At 73.2% G+C, this 16,076-nt stretch carries 12 protein-coding genes; 5 read left to right on the top strand and 7 right to left on the bottom strand.

Going from position 1 to position 16,076, the window contains the following annotated elements; genetic code table 11:
- The first annotated feature begins 149 nt into the window (after positions 1 to 149).
- Entirely contained in the window at positions 150 to 1,136 is a 987-nt protein-coding gene (locus ACFP1Z_RS11735) for an Acg family FMN-binding oxidoreductase (protein WP_390316021.1), read from the top strand.
- Between the two features lie 63 nt (positions 1,137 to 1,199).
- Here ACFP1Z_RS11735 and adhE read toward each other — a convergent pair whose 3' ends face one another.
- Positions 1,200 to 3,872 carry a bifunctional acetaldehyde-CoA/alcohol dehydrogenase gene (gene adhE / locus ACFP1Z_RS11730; protein WP_390316020.1) on the bottom strand — a complete coding sequence of 891 codons (2,673 nt, stop codon included), beginning with the start codon at positions 3,870 to 3,872 and terminating at the stop codon, positions 1,200 to 1,202.
- Positions 3,873 to 4,185: 313 nt separating this feature from the next.
- Between adhE and ACFP1Z_RS11725 the strand changes: the two genes are divergently transcribed.
- Positions 4,186 to 4,848, top strand: coding sequence for a CBS domain-containing protein (locus ACFP1Z_RS11725; protein ID WP_390316019.1), 663 nt, complete (start codon positions 4,186 to 4,188; stop codon positions 4,846 to 4,848).
- A 78-nt stretch (positions 4,849 to 4,926) separates the two neighbouring features.
- On the opposite strand, the gene pflA is transcribed toward ACFP1Z_RS11725, so the two are convergent.
- From pflA to ACFP1Z_RS11710, 3 genes are all read right to left on the bottom strand, one after another.
- Positions 4,927 to 5,703 (bottom strand): pyruvate formate-lyase-activating protein, encoded by a 777-nt coding sequence (gene pflA, locus ACFP1Z_RS11720; RefSeq protein ID WP_390316300.1) that lies wholly within the window; start codon positions 5,701 to 5,703, stop codon positions 4,927 to 4,929.
- A 2-nt stretch (positions 5,704 to 5,705) separates the two neighbouring features.
- The gene (gene pflB / locus ACFP1Z_RS11715) at positions 5,706 to 7,967 is read right to left on the bottom strand and encodes a formate C-acetyltransferase (RefSeq protein ID WP_390316017.1); all 2,262 of its coding nucleotides are present in this window, start codon (positions 7,965 to 7,967) and stop codon (positions 5,706 to 5,708) included.
- Between the two features lie 229 nt (positions 7,968 to 8,196).
- Positions 8,197 to 9,714 (bottom strand): IucA/IucC family protein, encoded by a 1,518-nt coding sequence (locus ACFP1Z_RS11710; protein ID WP_390316016.1) that lies wholly within the window; start codon positions 9,712 to 9,714, stop codon positions 8,197 to 8,199.
- 48 nt (positions 9,715 to 9,762) lie between these two features.
- Between ACFP1Z_RS11710 and ACFP1Z_RS11705 the strand changes: the two genes are divergently transcribed.
- Together ACFP1Z_RS11705 and ACFP1Z_RS11700 are read left to right on the top strand one after the other, a co-directional pair.
- On the top strand, positions 9,763 to 11,304 hold the full coding sequence (locus ACFP1Z_RS11705; protein ID WP_390316015.1) for an IucA/IucC family protein: 1,542 nt from the start codon (positions 9,763 to 9,765) through the stop codon (positions 11,302 to 11,304).
- 97 nt (positions 11,305 to 11,401) lie between these two features.
- Positions 11,402 to 12,112 (top strand): response regulator, encoded by a 711-nt coding sequence (locus ACFP1Z_RS11700; RefSeq protein ID WP_390316014.1) that lies wholly within the window; start codon positions 11,402 to 11,404, stop codon positions 12,110 to 12,112.
- Positions 12,113 to 12,161: 49 nt separating this feature from the next.
- On the opposite strand, the gene ACFP1Z_RS11695 is transcribed toward ACFP1Z_RS11700, so the two are convergent.
- Positions 12,162 to 13,874, bottom strand: a complete 1,713-nt coding sequence (locus tag ACFP1Z_RS11695; protein ID WP_390316013.1) for a sensor histidine kinase — start codon at positions 13,872 to 13,874, stop codon at positions 12,162 to 12,164.
- A 274-nt stretch (positions 13,875 to 14,148) separates the two neighbouring features.
- Here ACFP1Z_RS11695 and ACFP1Z_RS11690 point away from each other — a divergent pair, with 274 nt between their 5' ends.
- Positions 14,149 to 14,979 carry a peptidoglycan recognition protein family protein gene (locus ACFP1Z_RS11690; RefSeq protein ID WP_390316012.1) on the top strand — a complete coding sequence of 277 codons (831 nt, stop codon included), beginning with the start codon at positions 14,149 to 14,151 and terminating at the stop codon, positions 14,977 to 14,979.
- A 19-nt stretch (positions 14,980 to 14,998) separates the two neighbouring features.
- Here the strand turns inward: ACFP1Z_RS11690 and ACFP1Z_RS11685 are convergent, their stop codons facing one another.
- Together ACFP1Z_RS11685 and ACFP1Z_RS11680 are read right to left on the bottom strand one after the other, a co-directional pair.
- Positions 14,999 to 15,346: an antibiotic biosynthesis monooxygenase family protein gene (locus ACFP1Z_RS11685; RefSeq protein WP_390316011.1), complete on the bottom strand. Its 348-nt coding sequence runs from the start codon at positions 15,344 to 15,346 to the stop codon at positions 14,999 to 15,001.
- 255 nt (positions 15,347 to 15,601) lie between these two features.
- The gene (locus ACFP1Z_RS11680) at positions 15,602 to 15,895 is read right to left on the bottom strand and encodes a hypothetical protein (protein WP_390316009.1); all 294 of its coding nucleotides are present in this window, start codon (positions 15,893 to 15,895) and stop codon (positions 15,602 to 15,604) included.
- Between the last annotated feature and the right edge of the window lie 181 nt (positions 15,896 to 16,076).

Genomic DNA, 16,076 nt, shown 5'->3' with positions numbered 1-16,076 from the left:
CGGCCCCGGGCGGGCCGCCCCGGCCCGGGGAGGAGGGCCGCTCTCCCGGCCGCCGGGGTCCCTGGTCCCTGGCCGCGGGGGTCTTCCGCGGCGGAGGCTGGGAGGCGCGCCCGGCCCGGTGACCGGGCCCCGGAGAGGAAGGACCGCCCATGCCCGTCCCGGACATCGACGCCGCCCGTGTCGAGAAGCTCCTGTGCGCGGCGGTGGCCGCGCCGTCGATCCACAACTCCCAGCCCTGGCGGTTCCGGCTCGATCCGCGCACCCCGGCCGTGGAGGTGCGGGCCGCGCCGCAGCGCCGGCTGCCGCTGGCGGATCCGGCGCTGCGCGCGGTCCATCTGTCCGTCGGGGCCGCGGTGTTCAATCTGCGGGTGGCGGCCGGGCACCTGGGCTGGGCGCCCGAGGTACGGCTGCTGCCGGACGCCCAGGACCCCGATCTGCTCGCCCGGGTCCTGCTGACCGACCCGGATGCCCAGGGTCCGGTGATGCCCGCCCTGTACGAGGCGATAGCGCGCCGCCGCACCAGCCGGCTGCCCTTCACGGGGCGCCCCGTGCCGGAGCAGATCATCGCGGAGATGGCGAGCGGGGTGCGCGTCGAGGGTGGCCGGCTGCATGTCCCCGACGTCGTCGAGACCAGGAGGATGCTGCGGCTGACCGCCGAGGCCGAGCAGCGCAACCAGGCCGACTGGCGGCGTACCGCCGAGAGCCGGGCCTGGGTCGTGCCCCGCGACTCCGGGCCCTTCGGTGTGCCCGTGGACGCGCTCGGGCCCGCCGACGCGGCACGGCGCATCCCGATGCGGGACTTCACCGGGATCCCCGTCCGTTTCCCGGCCCCGCGCCCGGTGCGCTTCGAACGCCACGCGCAGCTGGCCCTGCTGTGGACGCGGGAGGACGGGCCGGAGGACTGGCTGCGGGCCGGGCAGGGCCTGGAGCGCGCGCTGCTGCTGGCCACGGCGCGCGGCGTACGGACCTCCGCGCTGTACCAGGCCCTGGAATGGCCGGACCTGCGGGAGCAGTTGGTGCGCCGTCCGCGCCGCTGTCCGCAGTTCCTGATCCGCTTCGGCTACGGGCCCGAGGGCGCCCCGACGCCGCGGGCGCGGGCCCTCGTCGCGTCCGCCCGTGCCCGTCGCGCCTCGTAGCGCCCCGGCGCGCGGGTGGGCCCGACGCCCCGCTGCGGCGTCGGGCCCACCGGTGTGCGCGGTTCACCGCACGGGCTGTCCGTAGTAGGCGGCGCGCATGATGTCCTGCATGTCGTCGAGCATCGGCATGCGCGGGTTGGCGGGCGCGCACTGGTCCTCGTACGCGTTGAGGGCCTGGCGGGGCAGCGCGTCGGTGAACACCTTCTCGTCGATGCCGGCGGCGCGGAAGGAGGGCTCGATGCCGACGGCGTCCCGCAGCCGTTCCACGGCGGCCGCGTAGGAGGCCACGCCCTCGTCCGGGGTGTCCGCGGGCAGGCCCAGGGTGCGGGCGATGTCCTGGAAGCGTTCCGGGGCGCGGTAGTGCTCGTACTTGGGCCAGCCGGTGAGCTTGCCGGGGACGGTGCCGTTGTAGCGGATGACGTGCGGGAGCAGGATCGCGTTGGTGCGTCCGTGCGCGATGTGGAAGGTGGCGCCGAGCGTGTGGGCCATGGCGTGGACGATGCCGAGGAAGGCGTTGCCGAAGGCCATGCCGGCGATGGTGCTCGCGTTGTGCACCTTCTCGCGGGCCTCGGGCGAGGCGGCCCGGTCGCCCACCGCCCGCTCCAGGTTCTCGAAGATCAGCCGGATCGCGTGCAGGGCGAGCCCGTCGGTGAAGTCGCTGGCGTAGACGGACACATACGCCTCGGTGGCGTGGGTGAGGGCGTCGAAGCCGCTGTCGGCGGCGAGCGCGGGCGGCAGGTCCTTGGTCAGCAGCGGGTCGACGATGGCGACGCTGGGGGTGAGCGCGTAGTCGGCGAGCGGGTACTTGCGGCCGGTGGCCGGGTCGGAGATGACGGCGAACGGGGTGACCTCGGCGCCGGTGCCGGAGGTGGTGGGTACGCACACCAGCCGGGCCCGCTTGCCGAGTTCGGGGAAGCGGAAGGCGCGCTTGCGGATGTCGGAGAACTTCTGCCGCATGTCGTGGAAGTCGATGTCGGGCTGCTCGTACAGCAGCCACATCACCTTGGCCGCGTCCATGGGGGAGCCGCCGCCGAGGGCGATGATGGTGTCGGGGCGGAAGTCCCGCATCAGCCGCGCGCCGTGCCGCACGGAGTCGATGCTCGGCTCGGGCTCGACGTTGTCGATGATCTGGACGGTCACCGGCTGCTGCCGGTGCCGCAGGACGGCGGTGACGCGGTCGACGTAGCCGAGGCGGGTCATGGTGGCGTCGGTGACGACGGTGACCCGGTGCACGTCCGCCATGGCCGCGAGGTAGCGGATCGACTGCGGCTCGAAGTAGATCTTCGGGGGGACCTTGAACCACTGCAGGTTGTTGCGGCGGGCGCTGACCCGCTTGATGTTGAGCAGGTGGGCGGCGGAGACGTTGTCGGACACCGAGGTGCTGCCCCAGGAGCCGCAGCCGAGGGTCAGGGAGGGCAGCAGCTGGTTGTAGACGCCGCCGATGGCGCCCTGGGAGGAGGGGGAGTTGACGATGACGCGGACGGTCTTCATGCGCCGGCCGTACTCCTCGGCGAGCGCGGGGTCGGCGGTGTGGATGACGGCGCTGTGGCCCTGTCCGTGGAAGTCGACCATGGCGGCGGCGAGTTCGAAGCCCTCGGCCTGCGAGGAGGCGCGGAGGACGGTCAGGACGGGGCAGAGCTTCTCGCGGGTGAGGGGTTCGTCGGGGCCGACGTGCGCGGCCTCGGCGAGAATGACGGAGGTGTCGGCGGGCACGCCGAACCCGGCCTGTTCGGCGATCCACGCCGGGCTGCGGCCGACGGCCGCGGGGTTGACGCGGGTGCCGTCGGCGCCGTCCGGGCCGGCGGGGAAGAGGAACGCCTCCAGCTTGCGCTTCTCCTCGGGGGTGGCGAGGTGGGCGTGCAGGGTGCGGAACTCCCCCAGCGCGTCGTCGTAGATGTCCGCGTCGAGGATGACGGCCTGTTCGGAGGCGCAGATCATGCCGTTGTCGAAGGACTTGGAGAGCACGAGGTCGTTGACGGCGCGGCGCAGGTCGGCGCTGCGGTGGACGTAGGCGGGGACGTTTCCGGCGCCGACGCCGATCGCGGGCTTGCCCGCGGAGTAGGCGGCCTTGACCATGCTGTTGCCTCCGGTGGCGAGGATCAGTGCGACGCCGGGGTGGTTCATCAGTGCGCCGGTGGCCTCGACGGAGGGGGTCTCGATCCACTGCACGCAGTGCGCGGGGGCGCCCGCCGCGACGGCCGCGTCCCGTACGACGCGGGCGGCTTCGGCGCTGCAGCGCTGCGCGGAGGGGTGGAAGGCGAAGATCACCGGGTTGCGGGTCTTGAGCGCCAGCAGCGCCTTGAAGACGGTGGTGGAGGTGGGGTTGGTGACGGGGGTGACCGCGCACAGCACGCCGACGGGTTCGGCGATCTCGACGATGCCCTCGGTCTCGTCGCGGGCGACGACGCCGACGGTCTTCATGCGCGCCATGCTGTCGGTGACGTGCTCGCAGGCGAACATGTTCTTGGCCGCTTTGTCCTCGAAGACGCCCCGCCCGGTCTCCTCCACGGCCAGGCGGGCCAGTCCGGTGTGCTGGTCGAGGGCGGCGACCGAGGCCTTGGCGACGATGTGGTCCACTTGTTCCTGGGTCAGGGACGCGTAGTCGGCCAGGGCCTGCTGCCCGTTGGCCACCAGGCGGCCCACGGCGGTCGCGGTCCCGGAGGTCGCGGCCCCGGCGGGCTCGGCCTTCGCGGGCGCCTCGCCCGTGCTGCGGCGTGCGGCGTCGTGTCGTTTCATGAGGGGCTCCGTCATCGGAAGGTGCGGTGGCCCGGGCGTACGGCCCGTGGCCGGTGCGGGCGGCGGGGCGGGGACCGTTCACCGCCTCGCTCCCAGCCTCGCGCACGGGCCCGGCGCACCCGCTGGGCCGGTGGTCCCCGGCAACGGCCCGGTGGGCCATGATCCAGGGGCCGTTGCGGTCCGGTCGGCCCTGCGGACCGTCCCCCCCGGTTCGGGACGCCCGGCCCCTGTGCGGGAGCGGCTCGCGGGCCAAGCTGGAGGGGCGCGCCGCGAAGGGCGCCGCGCGCGGAACCGGCGAAGAGGAAGGCCAGCGGTGAAGTCCCGGACTGTCGGTGAGGTGATGACGCGCGACGTCGTCCACGCGTCCCGTGGCACCACGTTCGCGGATCTGATGCTGCTGCTGGACCGGCGGCGCGTGAGCGGGGTGCCCGTGGTGGACGACGACGACAAGGTGATCGGGGTCGTCTCCGAAGCGGACCTGATACGCCGTCAGGCCGCCGGGGTACGGGCGCGCCTGCGCTCCCGGCTGCCGCGGAGCTCCGCGCAGGCGGCACGCCGGGACCACGGCCGGCCGTGCACGGTGACGCTGGAGCGGCTGATGTCCTCGCCCGCCCTGACCGTGCACCCCGAGCAGCAGGTCGCGGCGGCGGCCCGGGTGATGGAACGCCACCGCGTCAACCGGCTGCCGGTCGTGGACGAGGAGGACCGCCTCATCGGCATCATCACCCGGCACGATCTGCTGCGGGTCTTCCTGCGCACGGACGAGGAGATCCGCGCGGAGGTCGCGGACGAGGTGCTCGGCCGCGCCCTGGGACTGCCGTCCGGCACCGTGACCGTGTGCGTCACCGACGGCATGGTGACCCTGGCCGGGCACGTCGGACACGCGGAGACGGTGGCCTCGGCGGTCCGGCGCGCGTGGCGGGTGGACGGGGTGATCGGAGTCGTCAACCGCCTGACGACGGACGGGTGTCAGTGACGCGGGGTCCCGGCGCACGGGACCGGCCTCCTTGCCCTTGCCCGGCCTCTTCGCCCGGCAAGGGCCTCCCGCCCGCGCTCAGTCCGCCCGCACCCCGTGTGCCCCGAACTGCCCGCGTACCCGCTCCACCAGTTCCCGGGACGGCGTGGGGGTGTCCCGCAGCGGGAAGGGGATGCCCAGCGCCTCGTACTTGGCGGCACCCAGCTTGTGGAACGGCAGCACGTCGACGCGCTCGACCACGGACAGTCCGGAGACGAACGCGGCCAGCGCGTCGACGTCGGCCTCGCCGTCGGTCCAGCCGGGGACGAGCACGTAGCGCACCCGCACCGGCACCCCGAGCCCGTCCAGCCGGCGGGCGAAGCGCAGGGTCGGGGCCAGGTCGCCGCCGGTGAGCCCGCGGTGGGTGGCGCTGTCGACGGACTTGATGTCGAGCAGCACCAGGTCCGTGGCCGCGAGCAGGGCGGAGTCGGCGCGGTCCCCGAGGTTCCCGGAGGTGTCGAGGGCCGTGTGCAGCCCGGCGTCCTTGCAGCGGCGCAGGATCTCGCCGGTGAACGCGGGTTGCAGCAGGGGCTCTCCCCCGCTGACGGTCACGCCGCCGCCCGAAGCGGTCAGGAACGTACGGCAGTTGCCGACCTTCTCCATGACCTCGTCGACGGTCATGGGACGGCCGTCGCGCCTGCGCCAGGTGTCGGGGTTCTGGCAGTACAGGCAGCGCAGCGGGCAGCCGCTGGTGAACAGCACGAAGCGGGTGCCGGGGCCGTCGACGCCCGTGGACAGGTCCCAGGAGTGGACCCTGCCCGTGTCCTGCCCGGCCCGGGCGGAGTGCGCTGCCGCCCGGGCCGGAGTGCGGTCGATGCTCACGCGGCACCGTGGAACGTACGGCTGATGACGTCCCGCTGCTGTTCGCGGGTGAGCCGCACGAAGTTGACGGCGTATCCGGAGACACGGATCGTCAGGTCCGGGTAGTTCTCGGGGTGTTCCATGGCGTCCTCCAAGGTGGCCCGGTCCAGGACGTTGACGTTCATGTGGAAGCCGCCGGCCGTCATGTAGCCGTCGAGGAGCCCCACCAGGTTCGTGATCCGGTCCTCGGGGGTGCGCCCCAGTCCGGCGGGGGTGATGGTCGAGGTCAGCGAGATGCCGTCGCGGGCCTGCTCGTAGGGGAGCTTGGCGACCGAGAGGGCGGAGGCGGCCATGCCGTGGTGGTCGCGGCCGTTCATGGGGTTGGCGCCCGGCGCGAACGGCTGCCCGGCGCGGCGCCCGTCGGGGGTGTTGCCGGTGTGCTTGCCGTAGACGACGTTGGAGGTGATGGTGAGCACGGACTGGGTGTGCTCGGCGTCCCGGTACGTGGGGTGCTTGCGGATCTTCTCCATGAAGGACCCGACCAGCCGGGCGGCGAGCTCGTCGGCGCGGTCGTCGTTGTTGCCGTACGCGGGGTACCCGCCCTCCACGGCGTAGTCGACGGCGAGCCCGCTCTCGTCGCGGATCACCTTCACCCGGGCGTGCTTGACGGCCGAGAGGCTGTCGGCGGCCACCGACAGGCCGGCGATGCCGCAGGCCATGGTGCGCCGCACCGGGTAGTCGTGCAGCGCCATCTCGATGCGCTCGTAGGCGTACTTGTCGTGCATGAAGTGGATGACGTTCAGCGCGTTGACGTACGTGGCCGCCAGCCAGTCCAGTACGCGGTCGTAGGCCTCCGCCAGCTCCTCGTAGTCGAGACAGTCGCCCTCCAACGGCGGCATGGGCGGGGTCACTTGCTCGCCGGTGAGCTCGTCGCGGCCGCCGTTGACGGCGTACAGCAGGGCCTTGGCGAGGTTGACGCGGGCGCCGAAGAACTGCATCTGCTTGCCGACGGCCATCGCGGAGACGCAGCAGGCGATCGCGGTGTCGTCGCCGGTGCACGGGCGCATCAGCTCGTCGGACTCGTACTGGATGGAGCTGGTGTCGATGGAGACCTGCGCGCAGTACCGCTTGAAGCCCTCGGGCAGCGCCGGCGACCACAGCACGGTCAGGTTCGGCTCGGGCGCCGGGCCCAGGTTGTACAGGGTCCGCAGGAAGCGGAACGAGGTGCGGGTCACCAGCGGGCGGCCGTCGGTGCCGATACCGCCGATGGACTCGGTGACCCAGGTCGGGTCGCCGGAGAACAGCTCGTCGTACTCGGGGGTGCGCAGGAAGCGCACGATGCGCAGCTTGATGACGAAGTCGTCGATCAGCTCCTGCGCGCGCTCCTCGTCGATACGGCCCTCGGCCAGGTCGCGCTCCAGATAGATGTCGAGGAACGTCGAGGTGCGGCCCAGCGACATCGCGGCGCCGTTCTGCTCCTTGACGGCCGCCAGGTAGCCCAGGTACAGCCACTGCACGGCCTCGTGGACGCTCGCGGCCGGGCGGGAGACGTCGCAGCCGTAGCCGGCCGCCATGCGCTTGAGTTCGTCCAACGCGCGCAGCTGCTCGGCGAGTTCCTCCCGGTCGCGGATCACGGACCCGGTGGAGGGCTGCCGGTCCAGGGCCGCCCGTTCGGCCCGCTTGGTCTCCATGAGCCGGTCGACGCCGTACAGGGCGACGCGACGGTAGTCGCCGATGATGCGGCCGCGGCCGTAGGCGTCGGGCAGGCCGGTGATGATGTGCGCCTTGCGGGCCTTGCGCATGTCGGGGGTGTAGGCGTCGAAGACGCCGTCGTTGTGGGTCTTGCGGTAGGTGCCGAAGACCTTGCTGACGAACGGGTCGGGTTCGTATCCGAAGGCGCGCAGCCCGTTCTCCACCGTGCGCAGGCCGCCGTTGGGCATGATGGCGCGCTTGAGCGGCGCGTCGGTCTGCAGGCCGACGACGAGTTCGCGGTCGCGGTCGATGTAGCCGGGGGCGTGCGAGGTGATCGTGGAGGGGGTGGCGGTGTCGACGTCGAGGACGCCCTTGCGGCGCTCCTCGGGGAAGAGGGCGGTGACCTTCTCCCAGACGGCCCGGGTGCGTCCGGTCGGCCCGGCGAGGAAGGCGGAATCCCCCTCGTAGGGCGTGTAGTTGGCCTGGATGAAGTCGCGTACGTCGATGTGCTCGCGCCAGCCCTGTCCGGCGAATCCGCGCCACGGCTGGGTGGAGGTGTCCACGGTCGGTTCGGCCACTGCGGTCATCACATGTCTCCGTATCGTCGGCGACGCCGGGCGCGGCGGTCGGGCCGGCGTCCACCATCGATGGTCGTCGCGCGGGTCCGCGCCGCACAGGGCCGCCGGGGTCCGCGGCGGCGCCGACCGGGTCCTCTTCGCGGCGTCTGCCGCAGGCCCCTGGTCCCGGCGTGGGCAGGACTTTCGTCCCGGCTGCGGGCCGCGTCCGGCTGCGGGCCGCGTCCGGGAGACGCGCGCGTCAGTTCCGCCGGTCGGCCGTGACGGGGTCGGCCACGACGGGGTTGGGCAGCAGCGCCCACTGCTCGCCGCCCGATGACATCCGCATCAACGTGAGAGCTTTGACCGGCAGTTCCTCGGTCCGCAGCGCCCGCAGGTCCGGGCTCGGGGGGAGGGCGCGGGTGGCGGTTTCGAGGAGGGTGCCCAGCGTCGTGGCGTTCCCGGCCAGGGGGCCCAGTGCGCCCGATATCAGACAGCCGAGCACCTTGCGGCGCAGGACGGTGGGGTCGTCGTCGAGGAGCCGGCCGGTCAGCGGCGGTGGCGGGAAGCCGTGCCGGACCAGCCGGGCCGGGCTGACGCGGATGTCGGCGAGGTCGCGGTAGACCAGCCGCCGGGGCCACCCGTGCGCGTCGACGACCGCGAGCAGGTTCTGCCCGTGCGCCTCCAGGGCCACTCCCAGGCCGAGCAGGTCGAGGCAGACACCGAGGGCCAGGCGCGCGAACGCGTGGATCCGTGCCAGGCGCTCGCGAGGGCTGTGGGAGGCGAAGTACGCGGGCAACTCGGCCACGGGTACGACCTGTTCGCCCGTTCCGGCGTAGACGTAGGGCGACTCCCGCAGCACCGCCGCCAGGTCCGGTGTGCCCGCCCCCGCCGCCGCCAGCGTCCTCGCGATGTGCAGCCGGCCGCCCAGGCGGTCCGCGACCCGCTCCACGAGCTCCGAGGTGGCCAGGGCCCAGTGCACCGAGTAGGCCGATATGTCCCGCACCGCCGAGGTGAGCTGGGTGGTCAGCGCCGTCTTGACGTGCAGCGTCCTGTCGAGCGCGAGCGTGCGCAATGACAGCAGCGGATGGGCCCGCGGCCCGTGGAGCAGGGTCCGGCCGCTCAGGACGTGCGCGCCCTGCCAGGGATGCACCGGGACGAGCACGGCGGTGCCGTCCCGCCATTCCGGGGGCCACGGGCCCCGTACCGTCGCCTCCGTCACGGGCGTGAGCCGCACACCCACCACGGGCCGGTGCTCGGGCGCGTAGGCCAGCTGCTCGGCGGCCGAGAAACCCGGCCGGGAGCGGCAGCCGGGATGGTACGGATGGCCGTCCGGTGACCGCTGCTCCCATTCCCAGGGCTCGACAGGGGGCCCGGCCGGACGCCGGGCCGTCCGGGACAGCGCCATGGACGCGACGCTGTGGTCGAGTTCGGCGGCGAACCGCGCGCCGCCCGGTACGCGCAGCGCTGCCATCAACCGGGCCGGATGGTCGTACGGGACACCGTCCAGCTCCAGGGCGGCGACCGCCGTTCCCGTCGCCCACGGATCCGACGGCGGACCGTGCAGCCGTCGCCCGTCGACCAGCCGCAGCGTGACACCGTCGCTCCCGGACACGCGGGCCACGATCCAGGGCAGCGGTTCATGGACCAGCCCGCGCCACAGCCGCGCCAGCACCGCCGGCCGCGCCCCGCGCAGGGCGGCCAGGTAGGCGGACGTCCGCTCGGGACGAACGCTCCGGAGTTCCTCGGCGATCTCCCGCTCGGCGGCTGTATGGGGCACGCGCTTGTCCTACCGCAGACAAACGTTCCCCACACATACTGGTGGCCGATGGATACCTTCGCCCGCGAAGCCGACGCCCTGGCCATGGCACCCTTGCTCAACTGCCTGCTGAGGGAAGCCGCCGCACCGGCCGGGGAACCGGCCGCCGGCCGCACCGTCCACCGCCTGCGCGTCACCGGCCGACTGCTGAGCGTCCGCACCGGCCACCGGCCCTCCGCTCCCGAGCTCTGGACCGGCGGCACCTGGCGGCCCCTGCGCCATCCCGGCCTCGTCGACCTCACCGTCCAGGAGATGCACGCGGTCACCGGACGCCGCAATGCCGCCCTGGCCGCCGAGATGGCCGCCGGCCGCGCGGTCGTCGAGGCCCTCCTCGCCGCCCGCGCCCGCACCACCGCGCCCGACGACCCTTGGCTGCGCTCCGAACAGGCCCTGGTCATGGGCCACCCCTACCACCCGGCCCCCAAGGCCCGCAGAGGCGGCGGCCCGCCCGGCACCTGGCTGCGCTACGCGCCCGAGGCCCGGGCCCGCTTCCCCCTCGTCCTGCTGGGCGTGCGCCAGGACGCGCTGCTCGACGACGGCGACACCCGCGCCCTCGACGCCCTGGGCCAAGCCCCTCCGGGCTACCGCCTGTTACCCGCCCACCCCTGGCAGTTCGGCCTCACCCACCGCCTGCCCGCCGTGCGCGCCGCCTTCGCCCAGGGCCGCCTCGTCCACCTGGGCCACACCCCCTGGAACGCCCGGGCCACGGCCTCGGTGCGCACCGTCCACGTCCCCGGAAGACCCGAACGCCCCGGAGCGGCCGGGGACTTGTTCCTGAAGTTCAGCCTCGAAGTGCGGATCACCAACGACGTCCGGCGGATCCGACGGCACGAACTGCGCCACGTGCGCCGCACCGACCCGCTGGTCACCGAGGCCTTCCGGGCCATGGACAGACCCGCGGCGTGGCTGAGCGAACGCGGGCACCGCACGGTCCGCGGCCTCGACGAGACCTTCCCCGTCCTCGTCCGCGACGGCCTGGACGACCACGTCCTGCCCGCCGCCACCCCGCTGCTGGCCGCCGCGCTCACCGAGGGCTTCGAGGGCAACCCCCTCGACCGCCTCACCGACCCGCTGCCGTGGTGGTCGGCCTATCTGGGCCGCGTCGTCCCGCCCGTCCTCGACGCCTACGCCCGGCACGGCGTCGCCGTCGAGTGCCACCTCCAGAACACCCTGATCGCCGTGGATCCGTCCGGCCACCCCGTCCAGGCCGTCTTCCGCGACACCGAGGGCGCCAAGGCCGTCCCCGCGACACCCCGCGAAGCCGCCTGGCGGCGCCTGGTGTACTGCCTCGTCGTCAACAACCTGACCGAGATCGCGCACGTCCTCGCCCACCGCTTCCCCCGGGCCGCCGAGTGCCTGTGGCCCGCGGCGCGACGGGAGTTCCGGCGGTGCGCCAAGGAGCACGGACTCCCGGAGATCGAGGCGCTGCTCGCCGCGGCGACGGTCCCGTGCAAGGCCAATCTCCTGTCCCGCTGGATCGACGCGGACGGCACCGACCCCCGCTACGTCCCCGTCCCCAACCCGCTGGCCGTCCCCGCGGGCTTCGAGTAGGGGCAGGGCCGGTCGGCCCATGGCGGTGCCGGGGGCTTTGGCCCATGATCGGAAGGAGGAGAAGCACGCGCGCGGTACGGACAGGGAGCCAGGAACGGTGGAGCAGTCAAGGGCGTTCTCGCCGGAGCATCCCGTCCGGGTGTTCCTGCTGGACGATCACGAAGTGGTACGCCGGGGCATCCGGGACCTGCTGGACGCCGAGGACGACATCACCGTCGTCGGCGAGGCCGGCACCATCGCGCACGCCCTCACCCGGGGGCCCGCGCTGCGGCCGGACGTGGCGGTGCTGGACATCCGGCTGCCCGACGGCGACGGCATCTCGGTCTGCCGGGAGCTGCGTTCGCGCATGCCGGACCTGGCGTGCCTGATGCTCACCTCGTTCGACGACGACGACGCCCTGCTCGACGCGATCATGGCGGGGGCTGCGGGCTACGTCCTCAAGCAGATCAAGGGCGCCGATCTCGTGGACGCCATCCGTACGGTCGCCGCCGGCCACTCCATGCTGGATCCCGCCACCACGTCGCGGCTGATGACCACGCTGCGCGGGGAGCAGGCCGAGAGCGAGCCCGAGGACCAGCGGCTGGCCGAGCTCTCCCCGCGCGAGCGCGACATCCTCGCGCTGATCGGCGACGGCCTGACCAACCGCCAGATCGGTGAGCGGCTGTTCCTGTCGGAGAAGACGGTCAAGAACCACATCTCCCGGCTGCTGGCCAAGCTCGGTGTCGAGCGCCGTATCCAGGCCGCCGTGATCGCCACGGAGGCGACGCGGGCGGAGGGCGCGGAGGGCCGGCGGCGGGAGCACCGCTAGCCGCAATCGGCAGAGGGGCTTCCCCCCGGGCCCCACCCCGGCCCTCCGCTCAGCTCAGCGGAACGCACCAGGTCAGGACGGTGCCTCCGCCGGGCGCCGCGGTCAGGTCGAGGCTGCCGCCGTGCTGCGCGGCCCGCTCGGCGAGGTTGCGCAGGCCGCTGCGGCGGCCGTCGCCCCCGGGTATGCCGACGCCGTTGTCGGCGACGGTCAGGGTCAGGCACGTGCCGTCGTTGACGACGGCGACGTCGACGGAGCTCGCCCGGGCGTGCCGTGCCACGTTGGCGAGGGCCTCCTCCAGGACGGCCGCCGCGTCGTCGACGACCGCGCGCGGCACCTGGGTGTCGAGCAGGCCCTCCATCCGCAGGCTCGGGGCGAAGCCCAGCACCCGGGCGGCCTCGTCGGTCTTCTGTACGGCGCGGGTGCGCAGTCCGTGCTGGGGGGCGGCCTCGCGGGCGCGCAGGCCGAAGATCGTCGACCTGATGATCTTGATGGTCTCGTCGAGGTCGTCGATGGCCCGCCGTACCCGTTCCGACGCCTGGTCGTGCTCGATGAAGCGGTCGGCGCTCTGCAGGGTCATGCCGGTCGCGAACAGCCGCTGGATCGCCAGGTCGTGCAGGTCGCGGGCGATGCGGTCGCGGTCCTCCAGCAGCGCCAGTTGCTCGGCGTCCGCGCGCCGCTCGGCCAGCTCCAGCGCCAGCGCGGCCTGCCCCGCGAACCGCAGCAGCGGCTCGGTCTCCTCCTCGGAGAACTCCGGGCGGCCGCCGGCCCGCACGAGGAAGAGCACGCCCCGCACCACGTCACCGGTCTTCACGGGCACGGCCACGGCCGGTCCAGGACGGGTGAGGGCCGTGGGGGACGCGCTGTCGCGCGGGTCCGTGGCGAGGTCCCGGCTGTGGACCGGCTCCCCCTGCCCGTACGCCGCTCCCACCAGCGTGCCCTCGGCCGGCAGCACCCGGCCCCGCAGGGCGTCGGCCCCGGCACCGACCGCGACCTCGACGGACAGCGCCGCGTCCCCGTCCACGGGCAGCGAGAACGTGGCCAGCTCGGCGCCCGTGATCTCCCTGGCCTGCTCGGCGATCACCACCAGCACATCGGCCTGCGGGCTGCCGGACATCAGCCGCGTGGTGACCTGCCCGCCGGCCCGCAGCCACCGTTCGCGGCGCGTCGCCTCCTCGTACAGCCGGGCGTTGTCGATGGCGACTCCGGCGGCCACCGCGAGAGTGGCGAGGACCGACTCGTCCTCGTCCTCGAAGTCCGCGCCGCCGCGCTTCTCGGTCAGGTAGAGGTTGCCGAAGACCTCGTCGCGCACCCGGATCGGCACGCCCAGGAAGCTGTGCATCGGCGGATGGTTGGGCGGGATGCCGTAGGACGCCGGGTGCTCGGAGAGCTTGGCCAGGCGCAGTGGCACGGGGTGGCGGATCAGCTCGCCGAGGATGCCGTGTCCCTGCGGGAACGGGCCGATCGCCTCGATCTGCTCTGCGCTCACGCCCACGGTCAGGAACTCCGAGAGGGTGCGGCCGTCGGGGCCGATCACCCCCAGGGCCCCGTACTGGGCGTCCACCAGGACCGTCGCGGCCTCCACGATGCGCCGCAGCACATGCTCCAGATCCAGCTCGCGCCCGACCGAGAGCACCGCCTCCAGGAGGCTGTGGACCCGGTCCCCGGTCCGGCGTGCCGCGTCCAGCCGCGACTGGAGCTCCTCCAGCAGCTCGTCCAGCTTGAGCTGCGGCAGCCGCACAGGCTCGTCCCCGGCGTTGTTCAACGCGCCTCCTCACCACCCGCGTCGGGCTCCCGAACAGCCGACTCGATGAGGCCACCGTACCGAGCTCCGGCGCCGGGAACGCCCCGGTGTACCCGAGATCTTCGCAATGCCCGCCTCCGGGCGGGATCCGGACGGCTCGCCCGGCCCCGCCCGGCAGTGGGCGGCAACCAGGACCGACCGGGGGCCGCGGTTTTCCCCAGGGGCTGTTCCGGGCACCGACAACGCAAAGGAGCGCCGTCCGGGACCACCGGTGTGCTCAGGAAGGGGTCGAGTGGTGACCGAACAGTCCGACGTACGACAGGTGGGGCGCCGTGGTCTGCTGAGCGGGGCGCTCGCCGGCGGGGCCGCCGTGGTGGCCGGGGGTGTGCTGTCCGCGCCGGGGGCGCAGGCGGCGCCGAGACCGGCGGTCGCCTGTCCCTTCCCCCGCCCCACCCTGTACACCCGCGAGCAGTGGAAGGCCGTTCCGCCGCAGGACCCCGCCGGTGTCAGGGTGGAGCCGTTCCGGCCCGCGCTGATCGTGGTGCATCACATGGCCTACCCGAACAGCACCGACTATTCGCTGGAGCACGCCTTCCAGTTGTCCCGGGACTGCCAGGACGACCACATGCGCCACAACGGCTGGAACGACATCGGTCAGCAACTGACCCTCAGCCGGGGCGGGTTCCTCATGGAAGGGCGGTACCGCTCCGCCGAGGCGATCCGCCGCCGCAAGCAGGTCGTCGGGGCGCAGGTCGCCAACTGGAACAGCGTGTGCCTGGGCATCGAGAACGAGGGCACGTACGTCACCGAGCTGCCGCCCGCCGCACAGTGGCGGGCCCTCGTCGCGACCTGCGCGTGGCTGTGCCACGGGTACGGGCTCGATCCGATGACGGCGCTCGTCGGGCACCGTGACCTCAACCAGCCGGGCACCCCGCTCGCCACCGAGTGCCCGGGCAACGCCCTCTACAAGCGGCTGCCCGGGCTGCGTGCGGAGGTCGCCCGGGCCATGGGCCTGCCGGTGGGCGGCGGTTCCCCCAACCATGTGGCGGAGGACGTCCCGGGCACGAGGGCGGGGCGGACCGGGGACCACGGGCCGGCGGTCGGGCCCCTGGATCCGACGCGCTGAGCGCGCTGCCCGGGCGGGGTCAGTCGGCCTTCGGTGCCGCCTGCTGCACGACCTCGAAGGACCACAGGGTGGAGTCGGTGGCGGCGGGCCTGGGCCGGCCGGCACCCTCCCCGCCGCCCTGGCCCTGTCCCTGGCCCTGGTGGGCGGCGCGCATCGGGCCGTTCATCCAGGCCTGGAAGTCCTCCTCGCTGCGCCAGCGCGTGTAGACGAGGTACTGGTCGGTGCCCTCCACCGGGCGCAGCAGCTCGAACCACTCGAAGCCGTCGGAGCTCTCCACCACGCCGGCGCGGGCGGCGAACCGCTGCTCCAGCACCTCGCGCTGCTCGGCCGGGACGGTCAGGACGTTGATCTTCACCACACTGGGCACATGACACCTCTCGTCAGAAGGGCGCCTGATCGGCGCCTCAATCTCGATCAAGTGCCAGCAGTTTCCTACATGCGCCAGTCAAAGCGGCGTGAAGACGATTCCCGCTCTCGCTCACCGTGGTCGGACTCGTCACCGGGCCGGAACGGGCGGTGGTGATGAGGCTGCCTGATGGCCGACCGACGCGGCGCACTGCTGTGGCACGTCGGAACGGCCATCAGTGTGCAGCTGTGCTGATGACCGGCGATCGTTCGAAGGTCAGCTGGTGAGGGTCATCGCATTCCTGATGTGGTCCTGGAGAAATCCCGGAAGGCTCTCCATCTTGAGATTCTTGAGCATCGGGTAGAACGGGTTGCTCTGGGTCTCCTGCCGAAGTGCGGTCGGCATCAGCTCGACGACATCTTCCAGAGAACGACCCTTGATCTGGTCCCAGGTGAGCATGGGACGGACTGCGACGGGAGCAGCGTCCATGGTGGAACCGGCGGCGTGAGCGGGCATCACGCCGGTGCTGAGAATGGCGGCGAAGAGGACGACGGCGGCGGTGCGGCGCATGAACTGTCCCTTCTGGAGCGAGTGTTGCCGTGGGACGTGCTGCCCGCACTCGGGTGGCCGCACCCGCCATGTCCCCCGTGTGGGTCCTGCCGTATCGATCCCCCGCCTCCTTGTTCGGAGGTGCCCCCCAGCCACTCTCCACCGCAGGCTGCGGCCTGCGGACGAATGGTGCCCCGGCCGC

The sequence above is a fragment of the Streptomyces gamaensis genome, from assembly GCF_042656465.1.
Taxonomy (GTDB): Bacteria; Actinomycetota; Actinomycetes; order Streptomycetales; family Streptomycetaceae; genus Streptomyces; species Streptomyces gamaensis.
This window is presented reverse-complemented; position numbering and strand designations above follow the sequence as displayed.